Annotated in this window: 23 protein-coding genes and 1 riboswitch; of the genes, 9 read left to right on the forward strand and 14 right to left on the reverse strand. The window is 73.3% G+C overall.

Annotation, left to right across the window (positions count from 1 at the left end; translation table 11 throughout):
- Positions 1-6: 6 nt before the first annotated feature.
- Together ACA361_RS03715 and ACA361_RS03720 are read right to left on the reverse strand one after the other, a co-directional pair.
- Positions 7-822, reverse strand: a complete 816-nt coding sequence (locus ACA361_RS03715) for an SRPBCC family protein (RefSeq protein ID WP_375010348.1) — start codon at positions 820-822, stop codon at positions 7-9.
- Positions 823-1,240: 418 nt separating this feature from the next.
- On the reverse strand, positions 1,241-3,118 hold the full coding sequence (locus ACA361_RS03720; protein WP_375010349.1) for an ABC transporter ATP-binding protein: 1,878 nt from the start codon (positions 3,116-3,118) through the stop codon (positions 1,241-1,243).
- A gap of 125 nt (positions 3,119-3,243) precedes the next feature.
- Here ACA361_RS03720 and ACA361_RS03725 point away from each other — a divergent pair, with 125 nt between their 5' ends.
- Positions 3,244-4,404: an aminotransferase class V-fold PLP-dependent enzyme gene (locus ACA361_RS03725; RefSeq protein WP_375010350.1), complete on the forward strand. Its 1,161-nt coding sequence runs from the start codon at positions 3,244-3,246 to the stop codon at positions 4,402-4,404.
- A gap of 7 nt (positions 4,405-4,411) precedes the next feature.
- Here ACA361_RS03725 and ACA361_RS03730 read toward each other — a convergent pair whose 3' ends face one another.
- Positions 4,412-4,831 carry a CBS domain-containing protein gene (locus ACA361_RS03730; RefSeq protein WP_375010351.1) on the reverse strand — a complete coding sequence of 140 codons (420 nt, stop codon included), beginning with the start codon at positions 4,829-4,831 and terminating at the stop codon, positions 4,412-4,414.
- Between the two features lie 223 nt (positions 4,832-5,054).
- On the opposite strand from ACA361_RS03730, the gene ACA361_RS03735 reads away from it, so the two are divergent.
- Complete coding sequence (locus ACA361_RS03735; protein WP_375010352.1) at positions 5,055-7,463, forward strand: D-alanyl-D-alanine carboxypeptidase family protein; 2,409 nt, start codon at positions 5,055-5,057, stop codon at positions 7,461-7,463.
- Between the two features lie 39 nt (positions 7,464-7,502).
- Here the strand turns inward: ACA361_RS03735 and ACA361_RS03740 are convergent, their stop codons facing one another.
- Positions 7,503-9,008, reverse strand: a complete 1,506-nt coding sequence (locus tag ACA361_RS03740) for a pyridoxal phosphate-dependent decarboxylase family protein (protein ID WP_375010353.1) — start codon at positions 9,006-9,008, stop codon at positions 7,503-7,505.
- A 68-nt stretch (positions 9,009-9,076) separates the two neighbouring features.
- Complete coding sequence (locus ACA361_RS03745) at positions 9,077-9,673, reverse strand: TetR/AcrR family transcriptional regulator (protein ID WP_375010354.1); 597 nt, start codon at positions 9,671-9,673, stop codon at positions 9,077-9,079.
- A gap of 189 nt (positions 9,674-9,862) precedes the next feature.
- On the opposite strand from ACA361_RS03745, the gene ACA361_RS03750 reads away from it, so the two are divergent.
- Both ACA361_RS03750 and ACA361_RS03755 read left to right on the forward strand, forming a co-directional pair.
- A complete protein-coding gene (locus ACA361_RS03750; protein ID WP_375010355.1) occupies positions 9,863-10,564 on the forward strand; it encodes a hypothetical protein in 702 nt (233 codons plus the stop codon).
- Between the two features lie 223 nt (positions 10,565-10,787).
- Positions 10,788-11,666 carry an ATP-binding cassette domain-containing protein gene (locus tag ACA361_RS03755; protein ID WP_375010356.1) on the forward strand — a complete coding sequence of 293 codons (879 nt, stop codon included), beginning with the start codon at positions 10,788-10,790 and terminating at the stop codon, positions 11,664-11,666.
- A 19-nt stretch (positions 11,667-11,685) separates the two neighbouring features.
- Here ACA361_RS03755 and ACA361_RS03760 read toward each other — a convergent pair whose 3' ends face one another.
- The 5 genes from ACA361_RS03760 to ACA361_RS03780 form a co-directional block, all read right to left on the reverse strand.
- Positions 11,686-12,993 carry a PucR family transcriptional regulator gene (locus tag ACA361_RS03760; protein ID WP_375010357.1) on the reverse strand — a complete coding sequence of 436 codons (1,308 nt, stop codon included), beginning with the start codon at positions 12,991-12,993 and terminating at the stop codon, positions 11,686-11,688.
- A 155-nt stretch (positions 12,994-13,148) separates the two neighbouring features.
- Complete coding sequence (locus ACA361_RS03765) at positions 13,149-13,796, reverse strand: LysE family translocator (RefSeq protein ID WP_375010358.1); 648 nt, start codon at positions 13,794-13,796, stop codon at positions 13,149-13,151.
- Positions 13,797-13,827: 31 nt separating this feature from the next.
- Complete coding sequence (locus ACA361_RS03770) at positions 13,828-15,117, reverse strand: glycosyltransferase (RefSeq protein ID WP_375010359.1); 1,290 nt, start codon at positions 15,115-15,117, stop codon at positions 13,828-13,830.
- Positions 15,110-18,028 (reverse strand): CDP-glycerol glycerophosphotransferase family protein, encoded by a 2,919-nt coding sequence (locus ACA361_RS03775; protein ID WP_375010360.1) that lies wholly within the window; start codon positions 18,026-18,028, stop codon positions 15,110-15,112. The genes ACA361_RS03770 and ACA361_RS03775 overlap by 8 nt, the downstream gene beginning before the upstream one ends.
- Positions 18,029-18,257: 229 nt before the next feature.
- Positions 18,258-19,097 carry a CHAP domain-containing protein gene (locus ACA361_RS03780; protein ID WP_375010361.1) on the reverse strand — a complete coding sequence of 280 codons (840 nt, stop codon included), beginning with the start codon at positions 19,095-19,097 and terminating at the stop codon, positions 18,258-18,260.
- A 14-nt stretch (positions 19,098-19,111) separates the two neighbouring features.
- Positions 19,112-19,251: riboswitch (cyclic di-AMP (ydaO/yuaA leader) on the reverse strand.
- A gap of 323 nt (positions 19,252-19,574) precedes the next feature.
- On the opposite strand from ACA361_RS03780, the gene ACA361_RS03785 reads away from it, so the two are divergent.
- The gene (locus tag ACA361_RS03785) at positions 19,575-19,754 is read left to right on the forward strand and encodes a hypothetical protein (protein ID WP_375010362.1); all 180 of its coding nucleotides are present in this window, start codon (positions 19,575-19,577) and stop codon (positions 19,752-19,754) included.
- A 152-nt stretch (positions 19,755-19,906) separates the two neighbouring features.
- Here the strand turns inward: ACA361_RS03785 and ACA361_RS03790 are convergent, their stop codons facing one another.
- On the reverse strand, positions 19,907-20,560 hold the full coding sequence (locus ACA361_RS03790) for a TetR/AcrR family transcriptional regulator (protein ID WP_375010363.1): 654 nt from the start codon (positions 20,558-20,560) through the stop codon (positions 19,907-19,909).
- Positions 20,561-20,773: 213 nt separating this feature from the next.
- Here ACA361_RS03790 and ACA361_RS03795 point away from each other — a divergent pair, with 213 nt between their 5' ends.
- The 4 genes from ACA361_RS03795 (at position 20,774) to ACA361_RS03810 (ending at position 24,332) form a co-directional block, all read left to right on the forward strand.
- A complete protein-coding gene (locus tag ACA361_RS03795; RefSeq protein ID WP_375010364.1) occupies positions 20,774-21,436 on the forward strand; it encodes a nitroreductase family protein in 663 nt (220 codons plus the stop codon).
- Positions 21,433-22,242 (forward strand): SDR family oxidoreductase, encoded by an 810-nt coding sequence (locus ACA361_RS03800; RefSeq protein ID WP_375010365.1) that lies wholly within the window; start codon positions 21,433-21,435, stop codon positions 22,240-22,242. The genes ACA361_RS03795 and ACA361_RS03800 overlap by 4 nt, the downstream gene beginning before the upstream one ends.
- A 4-nt stretch (positions 22,243-22,246) precedes the next feature.
- Positions 22,247-23,422: a cytochrome P450 gene (locus ACA361_RS03805; protein ID WP_375010366.1), complete on the forward strand. Its 1,176-nt coding sequence runs from the start codon at positions 22,247-22,249 to the stop codon at positions 23,420-23,422.
- A 229-nt stretch (positions 23,423-23,651) separates the two neighbouring features.
- Entirely contained in the window at positions 23,652-24,332 is a 681-nt protein-coding gene (locus tag ACA361_RS03810; RefSeq protein WP_375010367.1) for a response regulator transcription factor, read from the forward strand.
- Positions 24,333-24,392: 60 nt separating this feature from the next.
- On the opposite strand, the gene ACA361_RS03815 is transcribed toward ACA361_RS03810, so the two are convergent.
- From ACA361_RS03815 to ACA361_RS03825, 3 genes are all read right to left on the reverse strand, one after another.
- Positions 24,393-24,536, reverse strand: coding sequence for a hypothetical protein (locus ACA361_RS03815; protein WP_375010368.1), 144 nt, complete (start codon positions 24,534-24,536; stop codon positions 24,393-24,395).
- A gap of 127 nt (positions 24,537-24,663) precedes the next feature.
- The gene (locus tag ACA361_RS03820) at positions 24,664-24,810 is read right to left on the reverse strand and encodes a hypothetical protein (RefSeq protein ID WP_375010369.1); all 147 of its coding nucleotides are present in this window, start codon (positions 24,808-24,810) and stop codon (positions 24,664-24,666) included.
- A 143-nt stretch (positions 24,811-24,953) separates the two neighbouring features.
- Complete coding sequence (locus ACA361_RS03825; RefSeq protein ID WP_375010370.1) at positions 24,954-25,643, reverse strand: MBL fold metallo-hydrolase; 690 nt, start codon at positions 25,641-25,643, stop codon at positions 24,954-24,956.
- Between the last annotated feature and the right edge of the window lie 272 nt (positions 25,644-25,915).

Below are 25,915 nucleotides of genomic sequence, written 5' to 3' on the forward strand. Positions count from 1 at the left end.
CGTTCGTCAGCGCGCGAGCGCGCGCTTCCTCTCGCTTTTCTGGGGCTCGACGACTTCGCCGTCGTGGATCTCGCCACGCCACCCCGCCACTTCCTCGGGGCGGACGATCGAACGCGTCATCACGTGGCGACGGAAATGCTTGAGTTCGAGCCGGACGCGGCGGCCCTGCGCCCGCCAGAGATTGCCGACGCGCTCGAAGAGCCCGCGCGGCCGGTACTCGATCACCAGGAGCACGCGGGTGAGATCGCGGGCGATGGCGTGGAAGGTGACCGTTCCGTCGATGCGCCCGCCGGCGCGCCAGGTGATGTGGTCGTCCGGCACCTGATCGACGATCGTGGCCTCCCAGCGGCGGCCGGACCAGAAGACCTTGGCCTTCCAGTTCAGCTTCTCGTCCGCGGTCTGGTCCACGCTGACGACCTTTTTCATGAAGGTCGGAAAGTCCTGGAAGAGCGTCCACTGGTCGTACACCAGCCGGCGCGGCGCGCCGATGTCGATCTGCTCCACGATGGTGGTGACCCGCGCTTTCCGGCCGCCGCCGAAGATGCCCGCGAGGGTCTCCTTCAGCGCCGTCCAGCCCGCGCTCAGCAGGGCCCGCACGGGGCTCTTGCCCTCGCTCAGCGCCCGCATCCCGGCCAGGGCCGCCTTGACGAGCGGGCCGCCCCGCTCGGCCTTGGCGGTGAGCCCGCGGACGGCGCGGTCCAGCCTGCGCTCGTAGTACGCCACCAGCCGCCGCCCCGGCCGCAGCCGGCGCAGGGACGCCCGCGCCCAGAGTCCGGCCAGATAACCGGCGGCTCCGACCGCCACGCCTGTCCGGAATTTCATCTGCGCTTCACCTCGCCGTCCGCCTGGGGTCCTGCGCGGATTACCCCCACAAGGCCGGACAAAACAAAACGCAGCCCCGATCGAGAATCCGGACGCCGGCAGAAGCGCCACCGTGATGAATCAGTCACATACCGTGCCTGGAGCGACCGGACGGGACGGCCGCCGCAATGGCCGGTAAGCAATTAGTGACCCGGCACGGATAAAGCCTCACCGCCTCGCGCGAGAACGATTGCCGGGTGATGAATCGGTAACTCAGCGTGCCGTTCGTTCCCACTGGAAAAGCGTGCCCCCTCCGGCCGGTCCCGCATCAGGGCGGGGCCGGCCGGAGGGGGCGGCGGAAGTTGACGGCGAGAGGCGGCGGGCCGGGCCCGGCCCGGAGGGAGCAGCGAGGGCAGCGAGGGCAGCAAGGGGCGGCGTGTCAGGCCAGGGCCTTGGCCTCCTGGTGGTCGAACTGGGTGCGGTAGAGGTCGGCGTAGCGGCCGCCGGCCTCCAGGAGCGCCTCGTGGGTGCCCCGCTCGACGATGCGGCCCTCCTCGACGACCAGGATCTGGTCGGCGGCGCGGACGGTGGAGAGCCGGTGGGCGATCACCACCGCGGTGCGGCCGTCCAGCGCCTCGGTGAGGGCCTCCTGGACGGCGGCCTCGGACGTGGAGTCCAGGTGGGCGGTGGCCTCGTCGAGGATGACGACGCGGGGCCGGGCCAGCAGCAGCCGGGCGATGGTGAGGCGCTGGCGCTCGCCGCCGGACAGCCGGTACCCGCGCTCGCCGACGATCGTGTCGAGCCCGTCGGGGAGGCCGGCGATGAGGTCCTTGAGGCGGGCGCGCTCCAGGACGTCCCACAGGTCCTCTTCGGACGCCTCGGGGCGGGCCAGCAGGAGGTTGTCGCGGATGGACTCGTGGAACAGGTGGCCGTCCTGCGTGACCATGCCGAGCGTCGCGCGGATCGTGGCGAAGTCGAGGTCGCGGACGTCGACGCCGCCCAGGCGGACGGTGCCGGCGTCGGGGTCGTAGAGGCGGGGCAGCAGCTGGGCGATGGTGGACTTGCCGGCGCCCGAGGAGCCGACCAGGGCGATCATCTGGCCGGGTTCGGCGCGGAACGAGACGTCGTGCAGGACGTCGACGCCGCCGCGGGTGTCGAGGGTCGCGACCTCTTCGAGGCTGGCCAGCGAGACCTTGTCGGCGGACGGGTAGGCGAAGGTGACGCCGTCGAACTCGACCGAGGCGGGGCCGTCGGGCATCGGGCGCGGGTCGGCGGGCTCGGCGACCAGCGGCTTGAGGTCCAGGACCTCGAAGACGCGCTCGAAGCTGACCAGGGCGCTCATCACCTCGACGCGGGAGCTGGCGAGGGCCGTCAGCGGGGCGTACAGCCGGGTGAGCAGCAGCGCGAGGGCGACGACCGCGCCCGCGTCGAGCTGGCCGCGCAGGGAGAAGAAGCCGCCCAGCCCGTAGACGAGGGCGAGCGCCAGCGCGGAGACCATCGTGAGCGCGGTGATGAAGACGTGCTGGACCATCGCGGTGCGGACGCCGATGTCGCGGACGCGGCGGGCGCGGGCGGCGAACTCGGCGGACTCGCGGTGGGGCCGTCCGAACAGCTTGACCAGGGTGGCGCCCGGCGCCGAGAAGCGCTCGGTCATCTGGGTGCTCATGGCGGCGTCGTGGCGGGCGGCCTCGCGCTCCAGGCGGGCGAGGCGGGAGCCCATCCGGCGGGCCGGCAGCACGAAGACCGGGAGCAGCAGCAGCGCGAGGAGGGTGATCTGCCAGGAGATCTGCACCATCACGGCGAACGTGAGCAGGACGGTCACCAGGTTGCTGACGACGCCGGAGAGGGTGTCGCTGAACGCCCGCTGCGCGCCGATCACGTCGTTGTTGAGCCGGCTGACGAGGGCGCCCGTGCGGGTCCGGGTGAAGAACGCGACCGGCATCCGCTGGACGTGGTCGAACACGGAGGTGCGCAGGTCGAGGATCAGCCCCTCGCCGATGCTGGCCGACAGCCAGCGGTTGGCCAGGCCGAGCACGCCCTCCGCGAGCGCCAGGCCCGCGATCAGCACGGCGAGCCACACGACGGTGGAGGTCTCCGAGCCGCCGACGATCGCGTCCACGACGCGGCCGGCGAGGACGGGGGTCGCGACCGCCAGGACGGCCATCACGACGCTGGCGATCAGGAAGCAGGTGAGCAGCCGGCGGTGCGGACGGGCGAAGCGGGCGATGCGCTTCAGGGTGGCCTTCGAGAACGGCCTGCTGTCTTGAGCGTTCATGGCGTGGTGCAGCGACATCCACGCCGTGACTTCCATGTCCATCGGTCTCCCGCTTTCCTCGAGCCCCCGCCGGTCGGCGGCCGTACGAGACGATGATGGAACCTCAAGAATGGTTGAGGTCAACTCTCGCGTTGCGCTCAGCGTCGCACGCGGGTACGACATTCCCGATGAACATCGATGAGCTGCGCGAACAGACCCCCGGATGCGCCCGGGTGACCCACCTCAACAACGCGGGCGCCGCACTCCCTCCCCGGCAGGTGATCGACGCCGTGTCCGACCACCTGCGGCTGGAGGCCGAGATCGGCGGGTACGAGGCCGCCGACCGCGCCGCCCCCGGGCTGGAACGCTTCTACGACGCTGTCGCCGCGCTCATCGGCGCGGAACGCGACGAGATCGCCTACGTGGAGAACGCGACGCGCGCGTGGGACATGGCCTTCTACTCGATCCCGTTCGAGCCGGGCGACCGGATCCTCACCACCACCAGCGAGTACGCCAGCAACGCCATCCCCTACCTGCAGATCGCCGCGCGGCGCGGCGTGCGGGTCGAGGTCGTCCCCGACGACGCGCACGGGCAGATCTCGCTGGAGGCCCTGGAGGCGGAGCTGGCCGGGGGCGGCGTCCGGCTGGTGTCGATCAACCACGTCCCGACGCACAACGGCCTGGTCAACCCGGCCGCCGAGGTGGGGCGGCTGTGCCGGGCGGCGGGCGCGCTGTTCCTGCTGGACGCCTGCCAGTCCGCCGGCCAGCTGCGCCTGGACGTCGCCGAGCTGGGCTGCGACATGCTGTCGGCGACCGGCCGCAAGTTCCTGCGCGGGCCGCGCGGGACGGGTTTCCTGTACGTGCGGCGGTCGCTGCTGCGGGCGCTCGAACCGCCGTTCCTCGACCTGCACTCGGCGAAATGGACGGCGCCCGGCGCGTACGAGATCCGCGGCGACGCGCGGCGCTTCGAGACGTGGGAACGCTACGTCGCGGGCCAGATCGGCCTCGGTGTCGCGGCCGATCTCGCGGTGGAGCTGGGCATGGACGCCATCGAGCGCCGGGTGACCGGGCTGGCCGCGCGCCTCCGGGAGGAGCTGGCGGCACGTCCCGGCATCAAGGTGCTGGACCGCGGCGAACGGCGGTCGGGAATCGTGACGTTCCTCGTGGACGGCCATGACTCGGCCGAACTGAAGCTCGCGCTGCGCGAGCGCGGCGTCAACGTCAGCTCGACCCACGTGGACGACCAGCGGTTCGATCCCGCCGCCACCCGCTCTGCGGTCCGCGCCTCGGTGCACTACTACAACACCGAGGAGGAGATGGAGCGCCTGCTGGCGGCGCTCCCCCTCTAGGCGGGCGTCAGGCGTTGCCCTTGGCGGCGCTGATGTCCGCGAGCGCCGACCCGCTGTCCTTCTCGATCGCCAGGTCGCCCAGCGAGACGATCCCGACCGGCTTCCCGTTCTCGATGACGGGAAGCCGCCGTACGGAACGTTCCCGCATGCGCTCGGCGGCCGTGTCGAGCGAGTCGTCCGGGCCGACGGTGGCGGTGACGTCGCTGCACAGCCCGCCGACCTTGGCATCGGTGGGGTCGCCGCCCGCGGCCAGCCCGCGGACGACCAGGTCGCGGTCCGTCACCAGCCCGTACAGCTCGTCGTCGTCGGCGACCAGCACGGCGCCGATGTCCTCGTCGCGCATCGCCCGCGCGACGGTGACGATGTCCAGCTCCGGGGACACCGAGGTCGGTGAACCCGTCATGATGTCGCGGATCTTGGTGGCCATCACTGCTCCTCACGGTTCGGCTCGTCCCTCACCCCTGGGACACACCCGCCCTACCCGACAGCGCGGGCGTCACTCACCGCGCCGGGCGAGGGCCCAATGAAGATCGTCAATGCCTGGCCGCACGAACTTTCCGGCTAAACTTCCCATCCTTGAATGGTGTACGGGGAGACGCCGGCGAGACCGCTCCCGCCCGCCCGTGATCACGAGCCGAGGAGGTCGCGCCGTGCAGGATTCAGCGCCCCCGCAGGATCCTGAAGAGGCCACGACCGGTACGGGCGAAACGTCCCGTTCCGATACCGCCGAATTCGCCGCCGTGCCGCCGCCCGAGAAGTCTCCGGACGCGGAAAAGGCCGAGGCCGAAAAGGCGCGCGAGGCCGAAGAGTCCGCTGAAGCCGCGGGCGCCGAGGGGACCGGTGAGGACGCCGGCGGCGCGGAGGAGGACGAGTCCCGGGAGCAAGAAGTCCGGGAGAACTCCGCCGAGGACGTCCCTCAGGAAGCCGAGAAGGCCGGGGAAGCAGACGGAGCCGACGAGTCCCGGGACGTTTTCGAGAAGTCCGAGGAGCCTGGGGAGTCCGGGGGGTCGGGGGACTCCGGGGATTCCGTAGAGCCGGAGGTACCCGCGCGCGCCGAGCCGCCGAAGCTCGACCCGTCCGGGCAGTGGACGATCACGATGCCGGCGCCGTCCCCGTCCCCGGCGCCGTCCTCGTCCGCGACCGTTCCCGAGATCGATCCGAAGCCCGCGCTGAAGGCGTACGCGGAGACCGTCCCGGAGATCGACACCACCGCGTACAAGCCGGAGGCCGAGCAGGAGCCCGAGCCGGAGGAACCGGCGGAACCGGCGGAACCGGCGAAGGAAGAGCCCGAGGCCCCGCGCGAGGAGCCCGAGGAGCCCGAGGAACCCGAGGGCGAGGTCCGCCCGGAGCCGGAACCCGAGCCCGCACCGGAACCCGAGCCGGAGCCGGTCGAGGACCCGACGCCTCCCGCGGCGTTCACCTCGCTGGACCTGCCGGCCGTTCAGGAGCCTCCCCAGCCGCCGCGGCCGCAGCAGCAGCGGTACGCGCCGCAGCAGCCGTTCACGCCCCCGCAGCCCCAGCCTCCGCAACAGCCGCAGCCGCAGCACGGTTCGCATCAGGGCTACGCGCCGCCTCCGCAGCAGCAGTTCCCGCGGGAAGCGCAGTACCCGAGAGAAACGCAATACACGCAGGAATCGCAGTACGGGCAAGAGGCGCAGTACAAGCAAGAAGCGCAATATGCCCGAGAGGCGCCATACGTCCAAGAGGCGCCGTATGCACAAGAAGCGCCGTACGCGCGTGAAACGCAGTACGCCCGCCAACCTCAGCAGCAGCAGTACGCGCAGGAGACGCAGCAACCGCAGTACGCGCAGGAGCGCGACTTCGGGGCCGTCTACGAAGCGGCGGCCGCCGAGGCCAAGGGCGGCAAGAAGCGGCGCCGCGGGCTGATCTCCGCGATCGTCGTGCTGCTCGTGCTGGCGGGCGCGGTGACCGGGCAGCTGCTGCGCCCCCTGCCGGACCCGGCCGTACGGCTCACGATCCCGACGACGAGCCACACGTTCCCCGGCGCGGCGCCCGCGCTCCCCTGGCCGGTGCAGGGGCAGTCGGCGTTGTACGTGGAGGGGCTCGGCATGATGGGCTCCTCCGGCGGGACGGTCCCGACGCCGACGGCGAGCGTCGCCAAGGTGATGACGGCGTACGTGTTCCTCAAGGAGCACCCGCTCGCCACCGGCCAGGCGGGACCGGTGTACACGGTGTCCCCTGAGGCGGCGGCGCAGATCCCCGCCCGCAAGCAGCGCGGGGAGTCGCTGCTGGGGGTGACGGCGGGGATGCGGCTGACCGAGCGCAAGGCGCTCGAAGCGCTGATGGTCATCTCGGCGAACGACGTCGCGCACGAGCTGGCGCGCTGGGATTCGGGCGACCCGAAGCTGTTCGTCCAGAAGATGAACGACGCCGCCAAGGCGCTCGGGATGACGAGCACGACCTACACCGACCCGAGCGGCTACGCGTCCACGACCGTGAGCACGGCGGCCGACCAGCTGAAGCTGCTGCAGGCCGCGATGAAGGTGCCGGCGTTCGTCGAGATCGTGAGCAAGCGGGCGTACGTGCCGGACGGGCCCGGCCAGACGCGGCCCGGCGGCAACATCCTGCTCGGCCAGTACGGCGTCCTCGGCGGCAAGACGGGCTACACCGACGCGGCGGGCGGCAACTACGTGTTCGCCGCGCGCAAGAACGTCGGCGGGGTCAGCACGCTGTTCCTCGGCGCCGTGATGGGGCAGCAGTCGCCGAGCGCGATGGGCGCGCTCCAGGTGGGCCGGGATCTGGTCGCGGCGGCGCAGAACGCCGTCACGGCGGTCACGCTGGCGCCGCAGGGCGCGCGCGTGGCGCAGGTGGACGACGGGCTCGGCGGCCGCACGCCGCTGACCGCCGCGTCCGCGGTGACCGTGGTGGGCTGGCCCGGGCTGACCGTTCAGCTCAGCGTCGACGGGGATCCGCCCCATACGGCGGGGCAGGGCGAGCGGGTGGCGGCCGTGAAGACGGGCGCGTCGAGCGTCCCCCTCCAGCTGGGCCAGAACCTGGACGAGCCGTCCGTCATCGAACGGCTCATCCGGCTCCAGTGACCGTCAGCGTCTTGCCGTCAGCGTTTCGCCGTCAGCGTTCTAGACGTGGCCTGAGTACAGCGCGGAGAGGAAGCGGACCAGGAGCTCCTCCCTCGTGGCGGGCGGGAGCGCGTTCAGGATGGCGTTGACGACGGCCATCTCGGGCTGCCCGCCGCTGCCGAGGCCGACGCCGACGGAGCCGAGGAGGCCCGCGAAGCCCTCGTCGTCCAGGGCGTCCAGGTCGAGGGAGGAGAGGGCGTCGGTCAGCTCGGCGGGGACGTCGGGCGGGCCGGCGTCCCGGGCAGCCTTGGCGGATTCCGCCAGCGTCTCCAGGAGCGCCTCCACGCCCGCGAGGCTGACGCCGGTCAGCGTGAAGTGCACGTTGGCCGGGATGCCCTGGTAGGAGAGCTGCGGCTGGAAGAACCAGCCGCGCGCGCGTGCCTCGTCCGCGAGCACGAACACGTCCAGCGCGGGGTCGTCGGACGCCACCGCCACCAGGGGCGCGTCCGGAGTGCCCAGGACGCGCAGGCCGGGGATGCCGGCCACGCCGGCGACGAGCCGCTCGGCGGCCCGCATCGCGCCGGCCGCGAGGTCGCGGTAGCCCTGCGCGCCGATCGCCATCATGGTGGCCCACGCGGCTCCCAGCGGCCCGGCGCTCTTGCTGCTCTGGACGGTGGAGTTGATGACCGTGTAGCCGGGCCACTCGGCGGACGCGAAGTAGGCGCGGCGCCGGACCCGCTCGTCCCGGAACAGCACGACCGACGCGCCCTTGGGGGCGTAGCCGTACTTGTGCAGGTCGCACGACAGGGACGTGACCCCGGGTACGGACAGGTCGAACGGCGGGACGTCCCGGCCGCTCTCCCGCAGCCAGGGGAGCATCCAGCCGCCCACGCACGCGTCCACGTGGCACATGACGCCCGCTTCGGCCGCCAGCGAGGCGATGTCGGCGACCGGGTCGATGACGCCGTGCGGGTACGAGGGCGCGGAGGCGACCACCAGGACGGTGCGGGGCGTCATCGCGGCGGCCGTCGCGGCCGGGTCGGCGCGGAACGTGGCGGCGTCGGCGGGGACGGTGACGACGTCCATGCCCAGGTAGTGGGCGGCCTTGTGGAACGCCGGATGCGCGGTGTTCGGCACGACGATCTCGGGCCGTCCCGCGGCGGCGTCCCCGCCGCCCGCGGCCGCGGCGGTGTCCCGGGCCGCCTTGACGGCCAGCATGATCGACTCCGTGCCGCCGCTGGTGAAGATCCCGGTGCCGCCGCCGAGCCGGCCCGCGACCGCGTCCAGGACCTGCCGCTCCAGCGCCACGATGCTCGGGAACGCGGTCGGGTCCAGCCCGTTGACCTCCAGCATCTCCAGGTACGCGCGGGACGCCAGGTCGTGGATCTCGGCGCGGCCGGTGTCGTAGACGTACGCGGTGACCTGGCCGCCGCGCACGGGGAGGTCGGCCGCGGTGAGCCGCTCCAGTTCGGCCAGGATCTCGTCCGCCGGGCGCCCGTGCTCGGGGAGGGGCGAGCGGGGAGGGCCGGTCGGTTCGCGGGGAGGGGTGGGCGGTTCTGATGGCATGGGCGGGCTTCCTTAGGGGGTCGGTCCGCGCGGTGGCCGGGCGGGCGTTCGGGGCGTTCCGGGCGCGTTCATTCGGGGAGGCCGAAGAGGCGGGCGACCATGCGCTGCAGGTGGGCGCGGAAGCGCGCGACCTCTTTGGCGTTGCCGATGCCGGTGCGCTCGCCGTCGACGTCGAGGACCCCGCCGCGGCAGAAGCCGTGGGTGGCCCAGATGACCGTCATGACCGCGTACTCCACGTCCACGTCGGCGCGGGCCGCCTCCCGCACGGTCTCGCAGATGTGGGCGATCAGCGGCTTGACGTAGCGGCTCTCCAGGTGGGCGACGTCGGCGGCGTCCGACAGCCAGCGGTGCATCCACAGGGCGGGGACGTCGGGGTTGTCGACGCAGAAGTCGAGGTAGCGGTCGATCAGCATCCGGATGCCGGCGGGATCCGGGGTGAAGTCCGCGATGGCACTCTCCAGCGCGGCCCTCTCGGCCTCGTGGGCGCGCTCCATGACGGCCAGGTAGAGGTCGCGCTTGCCGCCGGCGTGGTAGGCGACGGTGGCGATGTTCAGCCCGGCGGCGTCGGCGATCATGCGGGTGGAGGTGCCGTCGTACCCGAGCGCCGCGAACAGCCGGGTGGCCGCCTCGACGATCCGGTCGCGGCCCGATTCGCTGCCGTCCATGCGCTCACCGTAGATCCGCCCGCACCCCTCCGTCAATCACTTGATGGAGGACTTTACCGGGCCTCTACCTGCGGTTTCCCGGCCCGACCGGCCCCACCGCCTTGATCTTTTCTAGGGTTTTCCCGCGGGCCGGGCCGGGCATCGTGGTCTCTACGCGGTCGTCCGGAAGATCGTTCGGGGGGACGAAGAGTGAGCATCCTGCACCACTGCACCGGCGCGCGGCGCACGGTGGCCCGCCGGCCCCCTCCCGGCGGCACCGCGCCCGGCCGTCCGCCCGCCGCGCCGCCCGCGCCGCGGGCCGGGCGGGCCGCGCTCACGGCCGCCCGCACGCTCGCCAGCGCCCTGGTCGTCGCGGCCGGGCTGTTCTACGCGGCCGTCGCCGTCCAGGGCGTGGCCGGGCTGCTGGGCCCGCCGCCCGAGATGGTCACCACGGCGGGCGAGAACGCGGCCCAGAGCACGCAGACCGCGCAGAGCCTCCAGAACGCACAGAACGCGCACGTGCTGCCCGCCGACGGCGTGAGCGGCGCGGACCTGGACCTGCTGCTGCGGCCGCTGGCCCTCACCGGCGCGGCGCTGGCCGGGCTGCTCCTGCTGTGGTCGGGGTCCCGCGGCCTGTACTTCCGGCGCGACCAGCGGCGCTGGCGGAGCCGGCAGGCGACCGCGCTGGCCGGCTGCACCGCCGGGGTGCTCGCGTTCGCGATCGGGATCGGCGCCGCCGGCGGCTCCGCCGCGGCCTACGCCGACGCGGCCTGGAACGGCCTGGAGCCGATCCGGCCGACCGCCGTGCTGGCGCTGGCCGTGCTGTCGCTCGCGCTGCTCGTCCCGGTGCCGGCACGGGCCGCGCAGGGAACCGGGAACGGGACGCACGGGGCCCGCTCCCCCGACCACTGATCCGCCGCCGGCCGGCCCCGCCGCGATCCGCCGCGACCTGCGAGAGCGCCCGCTCCGGCGGGCGCTTTTCGCGTCTCCGGGCACCCTGGCCGCAGCCCCGAACGGCGTTCTTTAAGCAAGATCTTGACAGCGGTTACGCCCCCGATTCGAACCGTCGACCAGTCTGGTCGATAGCCGCAAAGAGGACGTACCTCCTCATGCACGATGAATTCGGGGGAACTGCATGACGATGCCGCGCATCACCCACCCGCGAAGGACGCGTAAGCGAACGTTCCGGCAGCGCGCCGACGAGTGCCTGGTGGCCGCCTACACGACCGGGCTGACCAAGGTCTTCGACCCGCGGGCCGAGCCCGTCCTCGACAACGTGAACGTCGCCTTCCGGGCCGGCGAGCTGTGCGCCCTCATGGGGCCGCCCGGATCCGGCAAGAGCACCCTGCTGGCGTGCCTCGCCGGGCACGAGCCGCCCAGCGCCGGCCGCGTCTACGTCGGACGCGGCGACGCGCGGCCCTGGCTCCCCCAGCAGATCCGGCAGATCCGCCGCGGCGACGTCGGGTTCGTGCTCTCCCACGCCCGCCCGTTCCCGGACCGCTCGGTGCGGGAGAACCTCGAATGGGCCGCCGCCCTCGCCGGCCGCTCCGAGGACGCCGACCGGATCGAGCGGGTCACCGAGGTGCTCGGGCTGATCGACGACCTCGGCACGCCGGTGGGCGCGCTGCCGCCGGACCGGCGGCACCTGACCATGTGCGCCGCCGCGCTGCTGCCGGACCCGAGCGTCCTGCTGGCCGACGAGACCGACGGCGGCGGGGCGATGACCGCGGACACCTTCGCCGTGCTGCGCCGCGGCACCATCGAGTTCGGGACGACCGTCGTCGCCGTGACCGACTCCCCGGAGGCCGCCGCGCTGTCGGACCGCGTGATGTTCCTGAACGGGGGCCGGATCGCCGGCATCGTGTCCCGCCCGGCCGAAGACGTCGTGCACGAGCTGCGCGCGTCGTTCTTCGCCGAGCGGAGCGCTTCCCGGCCGTACGTGCCGATGACCCGGCGGCCGCCGCGCACCGTCGATCCGCGGGTGCCGGCGACCCGCCGTCCCGCCGAGACGTGACCGGGGCCGGGACGGCCCGCTACTGACCGGCCGCAAGGGGTGCGGCGCCGCGCCGCACCCCTTCCGCGCGCCCGCCGCGCCCGGCGCGCTCGCCGTGTTCGGGGCCGTCGTCGCCGGTGTCCCCGCCCTCCGGGACGGTGAGCCAGACGGTCAGCACCATCTCCATCTCCAGCCGCGACTCGGGGTCGTACAGCCGCGGCCCGAACAGCTCCTCCAACTGGTGCAGCCGGTACCGGACGGTCTGCGGGTGCACGTGGAGGCGGTTGGCGACCTCGGTGGCGTTGAAGCCGTTCTGCAGGCAGGACAGCAGCGTCCGCATGAGCCGCTCGCGGTGCCGGGGCCGGACGGCCTTGAGCGGCGCCAGCCGCAGGTCCGCGACGGCGCGCACCAGTTCCTCGTCCTTGAACACCACCAGCTCGGGCATGTGGTCGGCGCACCGGATCACCCGGTCGGCGGGCAGGATGCCGCGCCGCGCCAGCGGCAGCGCCTGCCGGGCCCAGCGCAGCGACTTGGCCGCGTCGCAGGTCCGCACGGTCGGCCCCAGCGCCGCGACCCAGTCGCGCAGCGCCGACTCCAGCATCCGGCCCCGGCCGGGCCCCTCCGGATCCGGAACGAGCAGGCACGGCTCGCGGCGGTTCACGTCGGCGAGGACGTCGGGCGGCAGCGACGGGTGGGAGAACGGCTGCCGGGCCCGCTCGTACAGCACCACGGCCGCCACCGTGCGCGGCACCCGCCACTGCGCCAGCCGGGCCAGGTCGGCGATCGCCTGCGCGGCGGCGGGCGGCTCGGCCAGCAGCAGGTCCAGCAGCCGGCGGCGGCGGTGCTCCAGCTCGCCGGCCTCCTGCGCCCGCGCCTTGGTGTAGCCCTCGGCGGCGGCGCGGGCGATCTCGTCCAGGAACGCGAAGATCGCCTCGGCGATGCTGGCCAGCGCCTGGCGGGAGAGGTTGAGGCTCTCGGACTCGGCCGCCAGCCGCCGCCAGGCGACCCGGGCGCCCAGCCGCAGCGAGGTCTGCAGCACGTCCAGGCTGCGCCCCTCGCGGGCCTCGGCCCAGCCGATCTCGCGGTAGACGGCCGCGACCGGTTCCCAGGAGCTCGCCGGGTCCATGATGAGGTCGACGAACTGCCGGAGCGCGCCCTCCACGGCCAGCCGCACCAGCCGGGAGTACTCCTCGTCCTGCGGCCGGGAGTACTCGGGGACGCCGGACAGGATCTCCTGGATCATCTCCTCGGCCAGCGCGTCGAGGTGGGGCCGCATGAGGTCGGAGAGCTCGCACGGGACTCCGTCCCAGGGCTTCAGCGGGGAGCGTTCCTCTAGCGACGTGGTCACGTTCACCTCCCGCCCCCACGGGAACCAGGGGCGCAACGGGAAGTTACCTCCGCGTGATCGGGAAGGCTGCGCACCGGGCCGCGCAATAAACCGGTCCCCTTGTCATCTGGATGACAAGGCCGCCGCACCCGCGGGAACGGCCCTGACAGCGCGGGTCAGCGGGCGGCGCCGGTGACTTTACCGGGCGCTCCGAACGCCGCGACCGCGCCCAGGCCGAGGTAGACGGCGCCGGTCGCGTACCGCCCGGCGCGCCGGAACCGGCCGCCCTGGCGGCGCAGCCGCGCGCCGATCGCGCCCGCCGCGACCGCGTACAGCAGGTCGCTGACCAGGCCGATGAGCGCGGCGGCCAGCCCCAGCGCCACGATCTGCGCGGGGACGGCGCCCGCGCTCTGGTCGACGAACTGCGGCAGGAACGCCAGGAAGAGCAGGATCACCTTGGGGTTCAGCAGGTTGATCAGCAGGCCGTCCAGGTAGACGCGGCGCAGCGGGCGCGGCGCGGGCGCGGTGCCGTCGCCGTCCTCGCCGCCGCGCGACCGCAGCGTGCGGATCGCCAGGTAGACCAGGTACGCGGCGCCCGCGTACCGCAGCGTCGAGAACGCGGCCGCCGAGGCCGCCACCACCGCCGACAGCCCGGCCGCGGCGGCGGCCACGTGCACCAGGGTGCCGGTCTCGACGCCCAGCGCGGACGCGATCCCGGCCCGCCGCCCCTCGGCCATGCCGCGGGCCGTGATGTAGAGGTGGTTCGGTCCCGGGATCGCGATCAGCGTCGCCGCCGTCAGCAGGAAGAGGAACGGGTGGGTCATGGTCTCGAACGTAGGACCGCGGACCCCCGTTTCACAGGTCCAATCGGTCCTCGCGAACGGGGTCCATCCCGAGCGCCGGGGCGCCCGCGCCGCGCGGCACCGGCGGCGGCACCACGGTCAGCGGCGGCAGGCCGCGGTGGAGCAGGCCGAACAGCCACTCCCAGCGGTCCAGCACCGCCTCCGGATCGAACCGGCGCACCGCGTCCGGCGCCGCCGCGCCCAGCCGCCCGCGCAGCGCCGGATCGCCGATCAGCCGGTCCAGCTCGGCGGCGAACGCGGCCGTGTCGCCCGCCCGGACCAGCAGCCCGTTCCGGCCGTCGTCGACCAGCTCGCGGACGCCGGGCGCGCAGTCGAACGCCACCGCCGGCAGCCCCGCCGCCATCGCCTCCAGCAGCGCCATCGGCAGGCCCTCCTGCCGGGACGGCAGCGCGAAGACCGACGCCCGGCGCAGCGCCCCCGGCACGTCGGCGGTCACCCCGGCGAACTCCACCGAGCCGGCGACGCCGAGGCGGGCGGCCTGCGCGCGCAGGCCGTCCTCGCGCGGGCCCGTCCCGTACAGCCGCAGCCGCCACTCCGGACGGCGTTCCGCGACCTCCGCCCACGCCTCGATCGCCAGGTCGACGCCCTTCTCGTGCGCCAGCCGGCCCACGCAGGCGACCACCGGCTCCCGCTCGGCGGGCACGGAACCGGAGTCCAGCGCGGGCAGGACGTGCAGCGCGTTGGGCATGTGGTCGGCGTTGGACATCCCGTCGCGCGCCCACGCGTCGGCGTCCTCGGCGGTCAGCGCGAGCATCCGGTCGACCCCCGCGTACAGCTCCTTGACCCGGGCGTGGCGGGACGAGCGGCGGCTGGCCTGGTACGACTCGTGGCACATCCCCACCACGCGCAGGCCGCGGGTGCGGGCGAGGCTCACCCACTCCATCGCCCAGACCTGGGCGACGATCACCACGCCGCCGGGCCGGGCCCCGGCGAACAGCTCCGAGAGCCTTTCCGCACCGCGCTGTACGGCCGCCGTGCGCCTGCCGTCTCTCAGCCGCGCCCGGACACCGGCGCGCGCGCGGAGCGTGCGGGGCCGCCACGGCAAGGCGGGCAGCGTCCAGGTCTCATGCAGGTGCGCCACCCGGTACGGGCGCGTCCCCCCGTACGGACTCCCGAAATCGTGCGCCACCGGAGCTCTCCTGATGCCGACGAGGGTCACCCGGTGGCCGCGCCCCGCCATCAGCCGGGCCAGGCCGTGCGCCCACTGCTGGACGCCGCCCAGCTCCTCCACGTTGTTGCACACGATGAAGACGTCCCGTCCCCTGCCGCGAGCGTCAGCCACGGCGCGCCCCCCTTCCGAAGAACCGGTCGACGACCACCGCGGCCGCGCTGCCCTGGTCGTGCTCCCCGTAGCGGTCGGCGAAGGCGTGCCGCGCGTCGGCGTAGTCGTCCCGGACGGCGTCCAGGTCGCCCAGCGCGCCGAACAGGGCGTCCTCGTCCTTGACGACGGGGCCGGGCGCCTGCGCGGCCAGGTCGAAGTAGCCGCCCGCGCTCTCCCGGCCGCCGGGCGCGGGGCCGGGCTCCGGTTCCGGCGTATAGAAGATCATCGGGCGGTCCAGCAGCGCGTAGTCGAACATCACCGACGAGTAGTCCGTGACCAGCGCGTCCGCGAGCAGCAGCAGCGGCGTGACGTCGGCGATGTGGCCCGCCGCCCGGACCGCATGCCGCAGCCCGCGCGGCAGCACGGTCCGGCACAGGTAGTGCGGCCGCACCAGCATGATCTGCGCGCCGCCCAGCTCGGCCGCGAACCGGGCCGCGTCGAACGGCAGCCCCGCCCGCGCCACCGGCCGCCCGCCCGGCCCGCCCCGGAACGTCGGCGCGTACAGGACGACCGCGCGCCCGTCGTCCAGCCCCAGCTCGCGGCGCAGGTCCGCCAGCTCGCGGGCCAGCTCCGGATCGCCATCGGGCCCCCGCACCAGCGGGTCGTTGCGCGGGTAGCCGGCCGGGAGCAGCTCGGCGGCCACCCCCAGGCCGGGCACCAGCGTCCGCTCGTCGTGCGCGGACCGGACGAGGAAGCAGTCGTACCGCTCCACCGCCCGCCGGAACCGCTGCTGCTCCGCGCGCGTGGCGCTCTTCAGCGCCGGCTGGTCGAACCCCATCAGCTTGTACGCCGAACCGTGCCAGGTCTGGACGTACGTCGTCCCCTTCCTCTTGCGCAGCCCGTCCGGGAAGCCCTGGTTGTCGATCCAGAACTCCGCCCGTGCGAGCGCCCGGTAGTAGGCCCACGAGCCGCGCCGTACGAGGGACGCGTCCTTCGGAAAGCCCTCGGGACTCTCCGCGTACGACCAGTAGGCACGCACGGGGACGCCGGAACGCCGCAGCTCCCGGTAGATGTACTTGGGGTTGTCCGAGTACTGCTTGCCCAGATGGCTCTCGAAGACGGCCGTGCCCTTGCGGACGGGGAGCCTGGACAGGACCCGGTTGAAGACGGCGACCTTGGTCTTGCCGGCGGTGAGCCGGCGCCGCAGCGCCGCCTTCAGCGAGCGCGCGGACCGTTCCGTACGGCGCAGGCCCTGCCAGGCCCGCCGGAAGGCGGTGCTGTGGCGCAGGGCGCGGACCGCCGCCTTGAACGGGACGGTAAGCAGCCCGCCGCCCTCCAGGACGAACGACAGGTTGCCGCCCTCCGTCTCGTACGACCTCAGCCGGGTGCCGGCGAGCCGGGTGAGCCGCGGCCGCACCGGCAGCCGCACGCCCGTCACCCCCGAGCCCACTCCCGCTCCCGCGTGCCCGCCCTCCACGCCGATCCGCAGGACGAGCCGGTCGCCGTCCACCCGCATGATCAGCCGGGCGTCCCACAGCGGGTCGACGAGCCCGACCGGCCGGACCCGGCGGGCGGTGTCGAGCGCGGCCCGCCACTCGATCGTGTCGCCGCGATGCGCGAACTCCGCCGGGAACCGCACGGTCCGGCGGGGATGCCGCCGGTCCCGCAGCTCCACCTCGCCGCGCAGCCGGGCGCCGGCGGGGATCCGGCCGAGCGGGTTGGCGACCAGGCCGGACAGCCGCGCGCGGCGGCCGGCGCGGCGCAGCGCGACCGCGGTGGTCGCGGGCCGCAGCTCGGTCAGCGGGCGGGCGTGGATGCCGAGCGCGGTGACGTCGAGGATCTCCCGGCCCTGGCCGTCCCGCAGGTGCCGCTCCCCCCAGTAGACGCGGCCCTCCCGCTCCACCAGCTCGGCGCGCAGCTCCGGGATCTTCTTGCGGGCGAACTCGGCGGCGGCGATCGCGCCCTCAAGATCGCCGCGGCCGACCATGTACGCGGCGATGGCGGGCAGCCGGTTGGAGGCCGCCAGTGCCCCCGGGTCCAGGTCGGCGACGTACGGCCGGGCCAGCTCCAGGAACCGCCGCCGGTAGTCCTCGTCGCGGGATCGCAGGTCGTAGAGGTAGAGGAGCAGGTCGTGGTTGACGAACTTGGCGTCCTTGGCCGCCTTGAGGTCCGCCGCCCCGTGCGCCCGGAACACCCGGTCGATGCGGCGGTGGACCTCCAGCCGGTCGGCGAGGTTGCGCAGCTCCCGGCGGCGGTTGGAGATCGACGGCCGGTCGGCGCGCGCCTCCACGTACCAGGTGTAGACGCGGTGCGGGACGACCGCGATCCGGTCCGCGGCCAGGTACGCCTCGGCCGAGAACAGCAGGTCCTCGTAGTGCAGGTCCTCGACGAAGCGGAGCCCGCGGTCCAGCAGGAAGTCCCGCCGGTAGCACTTGTTGGTCGAGAGCGTGTCGTAGAGCAGGTCGGGATGGTCCAGGACGGAGTCGTGGACGGCCCGGCGCCGGTAGAGCCGCGGGTACCAGGGCGTCTCGCGGGCCTTCGGGCCCAGGTGGGAGCGGACGCACAGGCCCGAGACCAGGTCGGCGCCGGTCTCCTCGGCGGCGGCGACCATGGTGAGGCAGGCGTGCCGGTCCAGGACGTCGTCGCTGTCGAGGAACATCACCCGGTCCCCGCGGGCCAGCTCCACGCCGGTGTTGCGGGGGCGGCCGCAGCCGCCGGAGTTCTCCGGCAGGTGGACGGCCCGGACCCGGCCCGGGTGCGCCGCCGCGAACCGGTCGGCGGCCTCGCCCGTCCCGTCGGTGCTGGCGTCGTCGACGATCACCACCTCGACGCCGCCGAGCGTCTGGCCGAGGGCCGAGCGGACGGCGCGCGGCAGCCGTCCGGCGTCGTTGTAGGCGATCACGACGACACTGACGTCCGGCCGGACCCGCATCCCATCCCCTTTCGCACGCTCCGGGACAGTGATTTCCAGCCAGGTCCATCACCGGGTCGACTCGGGATCAAGCGGACGTCAATATTCACGGATTCTCGCGTTCTGTCCCGGAAAGCTCGGGCGGCCGGTGAACGCGCCGAGGGCGCCCGCACCAGGTGCGGACGCCCTCGGACCAGGGGTTTTCCGGAGTGGCTCAGCGTTTCCGGAGCGGCTCGGTTGCCGGAGAGGCTCAGCTCTTCCGGTAGTCGGGGTAGCCGTAGCCGACGATCTGCGACTTCTGCCGCGTCTTCTCCTTCACGGCGTTGCCGGTGTTGCCCTCGACGGTGTCGACGGTGCCGTCGCCGTTGTCCTTGACGACCAGGCCGACGTGCTCGATCGAGTTGATGCCGCCGCCGTTCCAGGAGAAGAACACCACGGAGCCGGGCTTGGCCTCCTGGCCCCAGCGGCCGGTCTTCTTGAACCACTTGGCGTGCTCGACGGTGTAGGCGTCCCAGCCCATGTTCTTGACGCCGGTCTGCGCGCCGACCCAGGACACGAACATGTTGCACCAGGAGGCGCCGTTGTAGCTGGAGACGTTGCCGCCGTCGCGCGCGGCGGTCAGCTTGGCGTTGTCGGTGCCCACGTACCAGTCGTGGAACTTGGTCTGGCCGCCCTTGCCCTCGGTGATCCCGACCTGCTTCTTGGCGAGGGCGATCACGTCCCGGGCGGTGGCGGACCCGGCGTTGGCGGTGGCCTTCTTGGCCGAGCCGGCCTTCTTCTGGGCGTCGGCGGCCTTGCCGGCGACGGTCCCGGTGGCCTTCCGAGCCTGGCTGCTCACCTGCTCGGGCTGGACGGCGGTGTGGCCGCCCTTGCCGACGCCGGCGACGCCGGCGACGGTCTGGACCTCGGTGCCCGCGGCGCCGGTGGAGGCGGCCGCGCCGACGGCCGAGCCGAGGGCGAGCACGCCCAGGGCGGCGCCGCCGGCCACACCGGCCGCGGCCCGGCCGCGCAGGGCGAGGGTCTGGGTGGTCAGCTCGCTCGCGCGGTCACGAAGGTCGGCGAGCAGAGCGGGAGAGATACGGAACGACACAGCAGGGGTCTCCTGATTTCTTCCATGGCCGCCTACCGGGTTAGCTGTCGGATTCGGACGTGGAAGTCGCCCTACGGTGCGCGCGGAGGCGCACCGATTCACCCCAGATGGTTGGGTCCCCGGCTCCAGGCGCCGTCTTCGGCGCGGAACGGACTCGGCGGTCCGGCGGCCGTCAGGGGCCACCGGCACTGCGATCAGATGGATGGACGGTTCGCGCGGGTTCTATGGTCCGCACACGCGACCGCGGTCGGCGGGATCCGGCCCGGTCGGCTCGGCCCGCCTACCAATGGCGACGCATGGGGTGCATCGCCCAGAGGTGGTCAGAAGGTATCAAACTTCTAGCTCGTGGCAAATCCGGTGCAAAGCACGCGGACACAGGTTCAAAACCACATGACCCCCGCATCTCTTCCCGACATCGGGGAACGATTCGGACTCTCGTGTCGGATCGACCCGTACGCACCGGGAGGGAACGCGGCGATGCTGCCGGATCTGGGGTTGTTGGCGATCACTCTGCTGGGCCTCGCGGGGCTGGCCGTACTGGCCCTCGCGCTCTGCGTGGCCGGGGGCCTGCGGCTGGCCCGCACCCTCGCCGAACGGGTCCCCGTACGGGCCGAAGGGGCCCCGCTCCCGGTGCGCCGCCCGGCGGCCCGGAAGTAGCGTCGGCGAGCGGCCCAATCGGCGGCACCAGGCCCGCTTCACCCGCCTCACCTGCGCCTTCGGCGCCGGTCCAGCGACAAAGGCCACACCAAGGCCGGGTCACGAACGCTCTGAGACCCGCCTCACACCCGCGCGCCCGGGAAAGCGGCGCGTCAGGTCGCGGCGGCGGGCTCGGCGCCGGCGCTCGCGCCCGCGGCGGCCGGGCCCGAGCCCGCGATGGCGCCGGCCAGGACGAGCCGCCCGGCGGTGGTCACCATGGCGACGACCTCGTCCACCGGGGTCCGCAGCGAGGTCAGGCTGACCAGGGCGGCCAGCAGCACATGGCCGATCACGATCTCGACCTGGTCCCGCTCCGGCACCGGGTCGCCGATCGCGGCGGCCAGCCGGTCGCGGAGGGTCATGAACAGCACCAGCCGGTCGTCCTCGACCGACGAGTCCTCGGACGTCACGGCCTGGACGATCGCCGACGTGAGCGGGATCTCCTCGGCCCCGACCCGGATGATCCGCTCCAGCAGCGCGGTGAGCCGCTCGATCGGGGTGTCGCCGACCGCGAGGGCCTCGACGTCGTCGGTGACCTGGTGCACCCAGGCGCCCGCCACCTCGGTGATCAGGTGGTCCTTGGTGGCGAAGTAGCGGTAGACCGTGGCCCTCGCCACACCCGCGCGGTCGGCCACGTCGTGCATGGTCACGGCCGGGTAGCCGCCCTCCAGCGCCAGCAGCCGGGCGGCCTCGACCAGCCGTTCCCGGCGGGCCTGCTGCTCCTTGCTCAGCGTCCGGGTCACGGTGAACCGCGCATCGCCGCTCAACGCGCCTCCTTCGGGGGTGACCGATCGGGTGACGGACGCCATCTTCTCGCACATCCGTTCCCCTCGCGCGCCGGGCTCGGGCGTGCGGGCGCGCGGGGTCTTGTCCGGCCCGCCGCCCGCGGGCGAGGATGCATCGGGTAGATCATTCTTCGCCCTATCGCTTGCTTGGTTCGTGACGTTAGTCTAGACACCAGTCTCCGATCGGAGCCGCCGATGGACCTGCACGAGGCCCTCTACACCACCCGCGCGATGCGCCGGGTCCGCCCCGACCCGGTGCCGCTGGAGGTCCAGCGCCGCATCATGGACGCCGCCGTGCGGGCGCCCAGCGGCGGGAACGCCCAGGACTGGCGGTTCCTGCTGGTGGACGACCCCGAGGTGAAGGGCCGGATCGGGCCGCTCTACCGCGACTCCATCGACCAGCTCTGGAAGACCGTCTACAAGGACCGGCTGGACGCCGCCAACGCCGACCCCGACGACCCGGGCAGCGCCCAGATGCTGCGCGTCCAGCGGTCGGCGCAGTGGCTCGCCGACCACTTCGAGGAAGTACCGCTGTTCCTCTTCGCCTTCACCCGGTTCGACCCGAACGGCGGCTCGATCTTCCCCGCCGTCTGGAGCGCGCAGCTGGCCGCGCGGGCCGAGGGCGTCGGCAGCTCCCTCACCTCCGTCCTGGGCTTCTTCCACCCGGACGAGACGTACGACATCCTCGGCGTCCCCAAGGACGAGCACTGGACCATGGCCTGTTGCGTCTCCTTCGGCTACCCCACCGGCCGGTGGGGCGTGGCCGCCCGCCGCCCCGCGCACGAGGTCACCCACCGCAACGCGTGGGGCGCCCCGGCCGGATTCGAGACCCCCGAACCACTCTGGAGCCCCGAATGACGCTCGAAGGCACGTCCGCGCTGGTCACCGGCGGCGGCAGCGGGATCGGCCTGGCCTGCGCCCGGCGGCTGGCGGCCGACGGCGCCGCCGTGACCATCTGCGGCCGTACGGCCGAGCGGCTGGAGGCCGCCGCCAAGGAGATCGGCTGCGGGTGGGCGGTGGCGGACGTCACCGACGAGGAGCAGATCGCCGCGGCGCTCCGTACCGCCGCCGGGGCCGGGCCGCTGCGCGCCGTGGTCCACTCCGCCGGCGGCACCAGCTCGATCGGCCCGGTCCCCCAGCTCGACACCGCCGCCTGGCGGGACACGATGGACCTGAACGCGACCGGCACCATGCTCACCCTCAAGCACGCGGTGCGGCACATGTCCCGTACCGGCGGCGGCGCGTTCGTGGCGATCTCGTCGATCGCCTCGTCCAACACGCACCGCTGGTTCGGCGCGTACGGGGTGTCCAAGGCGGCGGTCGACCACCTGGTGAAGCTGGCCGCCGACGAGCTGGGCGGGATCGGGATCCGGGTGAACGGGATCCGCCCCGGCCTGGTGCGCACCGAGCTGGTCGCCGGGTTCACCGAGCCGGGCCCGGTCCTGGACGACTACCTGGCGTGCATGCCGCTGGAACGGGTCGGCGAGCCGGAGGACATCGCCGAGGCGGCGCGGTTCCTGGTGGGGCCCGAGTCGTCCTGGATCACCGGCCAGGTCATCAACGTGGACGGCGGCCACCATCTGCGCCGCGGGCCCGATTTCCGGGCCGCGTTCGAGCCGATGTTCGGCGCCGACGCGCTCAGAGGTGTCAGCACGGAGGAGTGAGGCGATGCGCACGACCGTGGACCTGCTGGACGGCGAGATGTACGCGGGCGACCCCTGGCGGGTGTACGCCGAGCTGCGGGCCGAGGCGCCCGTCTACCACGACGAGGCGAACGGGCTGTGGGGGATCGCGCGGCACGCGGACGTCTTCGCGATCGAGCGCGACCCGAAGCTGTGGACGAGTTCCGGCGGCTACCGGCCGCAGCTGCGGCCGGCCGACCCGTCCATGATCGGGATGGACGATCCGGAGCACGCGGTGCGGCGCCGCATGGTCTACCGGTGGTTCACGCCGCGCAGCGTCGCGAGGTACGCCGACCGGATCAGGGCGACCGCGGTCGACTGCATCGACACGGCGCTGGACGCCGGGACGGTCGACGCCGTCCCGGCCCTGGCCGCGCCCCTGCCGGCCCGCGTGATCGGCTGGCTGCTGGGCTTCCCCGAGGACCAGGTGGACCGGCTCGTGCACTGGTCGGCGACCGCCGTGCTCGCGGGCGGCGGGCTGCGCTACGTCACCCAGGAGTCCACCGAGGCCGCCGCGGAGTTCGCCATCGCCGCGCTGGAGGTGGCCAAGGACCGCCGCGCCTGCCCGGCCGAGGACCTGATGTCGATCTGGGCCAACGCCGGCCCGGACGACCCCGTCTACGACGACGAGCACCTCGCCCACGAGGCGCTCCTGCTGCTGGTCGGCGGGGCGGAGACCACCCGCACGGTGATCGCCACCGCGATCGACGCGCTGATCGCGCACCCGGACCAGTGGCGGCGGCTCCGCGAGGATCCCGGGTTGATCCCGGGCGCGGTCGAGGAGTTCGTGCGCTGGACGACGCCGATCCTCAACATGTGCCGGGTCGCGAGCGCCGACACCGAGGTGCGGGGCGTGCCGATCCCGGCGGGCGGCCAGGTCCTGCTGATGTACGGCTCCGCCAACCGGGACGAGGAGGTGTTCGACGACCCGGACGCGTTCGACGTCGCCCGCCGTACCGGCGACCACATCGCGTTCGGCCTCGGCCCGCACTTCTGCCTCGGCGCCTCGCTCGCCCGGCTGGAGCTGCAGATCTTCTTCGAGGAGTTCGTCGCCCGCGTCGGCACCGCCGGGCGCGCCGACGCCGAGGGCCCGCGGATCCTCCGGAACGCCTTCGTCCGCGGGGTGACGGAGTTCCCGATCACCCTCACCCCGCGCAACTAGCCCTCAGGCGGCGCCCAGCGCGCTGCGCCTGGACGCCCATTTCAGCGGCTGACCGGCTCCGGACGGGGGTGAACCTTCCGGCTCCGGCGGGCGTCCGCGCACGGCTCTCTCCCCGCGCCCCCACCTGCGGCGATCCGGCCGAACCGGACGGGCCGCCGGCGCCCGCGCCGAAACGGCGTACAGCGTTTGCAGGATCCGGTCCGGCGCCCGACCGGCCATCGTCGTAGCCATGCAGCAGCCCATCCGCGTCCTGATCGTCGACGACCACGCCCTGTTCGCCGAGGCCCTGTCGGCCCGGCTCGGCCGCGAGCCCGACCTGGTCGTCCTGCCGGTCGCCGCCGACGCCCGGCGCGCCCTGGCGCTGGCGGCCACCGAGCGGCCGCACGTCGTGGTGCTGGACGTCGCGCTCGGCCCGGAGAACGGCCTGGACGTGCTCGACCGGCTGCGCGAGCGGCATCCGGACGTGCGGGTGGTGATCCTGTCGGCGCTGAGCGACGTGGACGCGATCGTCCTCGCGGTCCGGCGCGGCGCGATCGGCTGGCTGTCCAAGACCGAGAGCGCCGACCTGGTCGCCCGGGTGATCCGCGGCGCCGCCCGCCGCGGCGGCTGGCTGCCCCCCGACGTCCTGGGCGAGGTCCTGCGCCGCCTGCGGGCCGGCGCCCCCGAACCGGGCGGCGGCGGCCGCCTGCTGGCCGAGCTGACGCCGCGCGAGCGCGAGGTCCTCCAGTGCATGGTGGACGGCCTCAACCGCGCGGAGATCGCCGGCCGCCTCGGCCTGTCGGCCAACACCGTCCGCACCCACACCCAGAACCTGCTGGCCAAGCTGGACATGCACTCGGCCCTGGAGGCCATCACCCTCGCCATGCGCGAAGGCATGCGCCCCGACCCGGACCGCAACCCGCCCGGCTAGCCGCCCCGGGGGAAGAGGGGGCGAAGCCCCCGGCAGGGGATGCGGGGGACGGAATCCATTTCAGGCCGACGTCCAGCCGCTGCTGGACCGGGCCGGCGCCGCCTCGCCGATCCCGCGCGGCTCGATCGGCCGGACGACCGGGGAGAGCACCGAGTCGCGCAGCACGGTGCTCGCGAGTTCCGGATGATCGAGGAGCAGACCCATCCCTGGGGCATCGGCGCGGGCCACACCGAGCCCGCGATGCGGGAGAACCAGACGCCTCAGGGCAGGACGGCCGGCCGGACCTTCAGTCGATCATGAAGGCCCGGAACGTCCGCTAGGTACCGTTCTCTCAGGGGCGGGCCGGGTTCTCCGCCAGGGCGGGAGTGTTCGGCATGTCCAGGGGGAGCGAGCCGACCTGGAGCGCCAGCACCTCCAGCATCACGACGACCACGACGAAACCGGCGGCCCACAGGCCGATCTTCTTCTTGCCCAGCACTCCCCGAACCCCTTCAAAACCCCCACATGACCTTGAAAAACGCTAGCACGGCTTTATCTGCGTACGTACGGAATAACGGTCAGTATTCGGTATCGATGCGGATCACGGGACCGGCCGGCCGCCGAGGTTGACGCAGCGGGCGTTCACGCACTCACCGCGTGCGGGCAGTAGCGCGGGATGTCGTAGGTGCGGCCGCCCGGCACCACGATGATCCGCTCGGACTCGTCGCGGCCCGTCTCGTACGCCTCCACCGCCCGCCGCGCCGGGGCGTTCGCGTGCTTGAGCAGCCCGACGAGATGGTCGTTGTGGACGTCCGGGTCGCGGTAGAGGGGCGGCCCGGCTAACGGGACCGCCAGCTCCGGCGCGGCGGTGAGCCGGGCGTCGTTGCAGTGCAGTACCGAGCGCCCGTCCGCGACGATGAGAAATGCCGCGTCATGGCACATCGGCGAGAGCTCCGGAATGACGGTCGGCCAGGAGCCGCGATTGTCGAGTGCGAATTTCTCCCACGCCGCTATCTCGATTACCTGGCGGGAGCCGGCGGCCCGCGCCGTCCGTTCTCTGAACGCGGGCCCGGGATAGCGAGGAATGAGGATACGGGTCCGCGCGGAGAGCCGCTCGATGAACCAGGGATCGAAATGATCCAGGTGCTCGTGCGATAGGGCGACCCAGCCGGCGTCCGCCAGCGCGCCGGGATCGAGATGATCGTTCCTCGGGTACTGGTGCCAGGCCCCGAGGAAGGCCCCCGACGTGGCGAGCCGGGGATCCGCGAGCAGGCGGAACGCGCCCGCGCGTACCGCCACTCCGGCATGTCCGACAAAGGTGATCGCAGGCATGCTCCGACGATCCCTCCCCGCGTCCCCGATCACACTCACCGGAATGCGCAAGGCGGCTACGCCGAGAGCATGAAAGAAATGGCGACCGGTGGCCGAGAATCCGGTTAGCGCCGCCGATAGGGACGTACCGGCAAAGGCCCCGGTTTACGCCGCCGGATAGGCATGTCCACTTCCGGTCAGTGACCGGTCTGTCGCGGTCGACAACCTGGACAAGAGTACGTTCGCGAGTGACCGTCGTCACGGTGCTGGTATTACCGGACGGGGGTCCCTCC

Source organism: Actinomadura sp. 21ATH (assembly GCF_041951345.1).
GTDB lineage: Bacteria > Actinomycetota > Actinomycetes > Streptosporangiales > Streptosporangiaceae > Spirillospora.

Bases quoted from the DNA above. Each gene is read 5' to 3' on its own strand.
- ACA361_RS03715 (WP_375010348.1), bottom strand. From the start codon at position 822: ATGAAATTCCGGACAGGCGTGGCGGTCGGAGCCGCCGGTTATCTGGCC.
- ACA361_RS03720 (WP_375010349.1), bottom strand. From the start codon at position 3,118: ATGGACATGGAAGTCACGGCGTGGATGTCGCTGCACCACGCCATGAAC.
- ACA361_RS03725 (WP_375010350.1), top strand. From the start codon at position 3,244: ATGAACATCGATGAGCTGCGCGAACAGACCCCCGGATGCGCCCGGGTG.
- ACA361_RS03730 (WP_375010351.1), bottom strand. From the start codon at position 4,831: ATGGCCACCAAGATCCGCGACATCATGACGGGTTCACCGACCTCGGTG.
- ACA361_RS03740 (WP_375010353.1), bottom strand. From the start codon at position 9,008: ATGCCATCAGAACCGCCCACCCCTCCCCGCGAACCGACCGGCCCTCCC.
- ACA361_RS03745 (WP_375010354.1), bottom strand. From the start codon at position 9,673: ATGGACGGCAGCGAATCGGGCCGCGACCGGATCGTCGAGGCGGCCACC.
- ACA361_RS03755 (WP_375010356.1), top strand. From the start codon at position 10,788: ATGACGATGCCGCGCATCACCCACCCGCGAAGGACGCGTAAGCGAACG.
- ACA361_RS03765 (WP_375010358.1), bottom strand. From the start codon at position 13,796: ATGACCCACCCGTTCCTCTTCCTGCTGACGGCGGCGACGCTGATCGCG.
- ACA361_RS03775 (WP_375010360.1), bottom strand. From the start codon at position 18,028: ATGCGGGTCCGGCCGGACGTCAGTGTCGTCGTGATCGCCTACAACGAC.
- ACA361_RS03785 (WP_375010362.1), top strand. From the start codon at position 19,575: ATGCTGCCGGATCTGGGGTTGTTGGCGATCACTCTGCTGGGCCTCGCG.
- ACA361_RS03795 (WP_375010364.1), top strand. From the start codon at position 20,774: ATGGACCTGCACGAGGCCCTCTACACCACCCGCGCGATGCGCCGGGTC.
- ACA361_RS03800 (WP_375010365.1), top strand. From the start codon at position 21,433: ATGACGCTCGAAGGCACGTCCGCGCTGGTCACCGGCGGCGGCAGCGGG.
- ACA361_RS03805 (WP_375010366.1), top strand. From the start codon at position 22,247: ATGCGCACGACCGTGGACCTGCTGGACGGCGAGATGTACGCGGGCGAC.
- ACA361_RS03810 (WP_375010367.1), top strand. From the start codon at position 23,652: ATGCAGCAGCCCATCCGCGTCCTGATCGTCGACGACCACGCCCTGTTC.
- ACA361_RS03815 (WP_375010368.1), bottom strand. From the start codon at position 24,536: ATGGGTCTGCTCCTCGATCATCCGGAACTCGCGAGCACCGTGCTGCGC.
- ACA361_RS03825 (WP_375010370.1), bottom strand. From the start codon at position 25,643: ATGCCTGCGATCACCTTTGTCGGACATGCCGGAGTGGCGGTACGCGCG.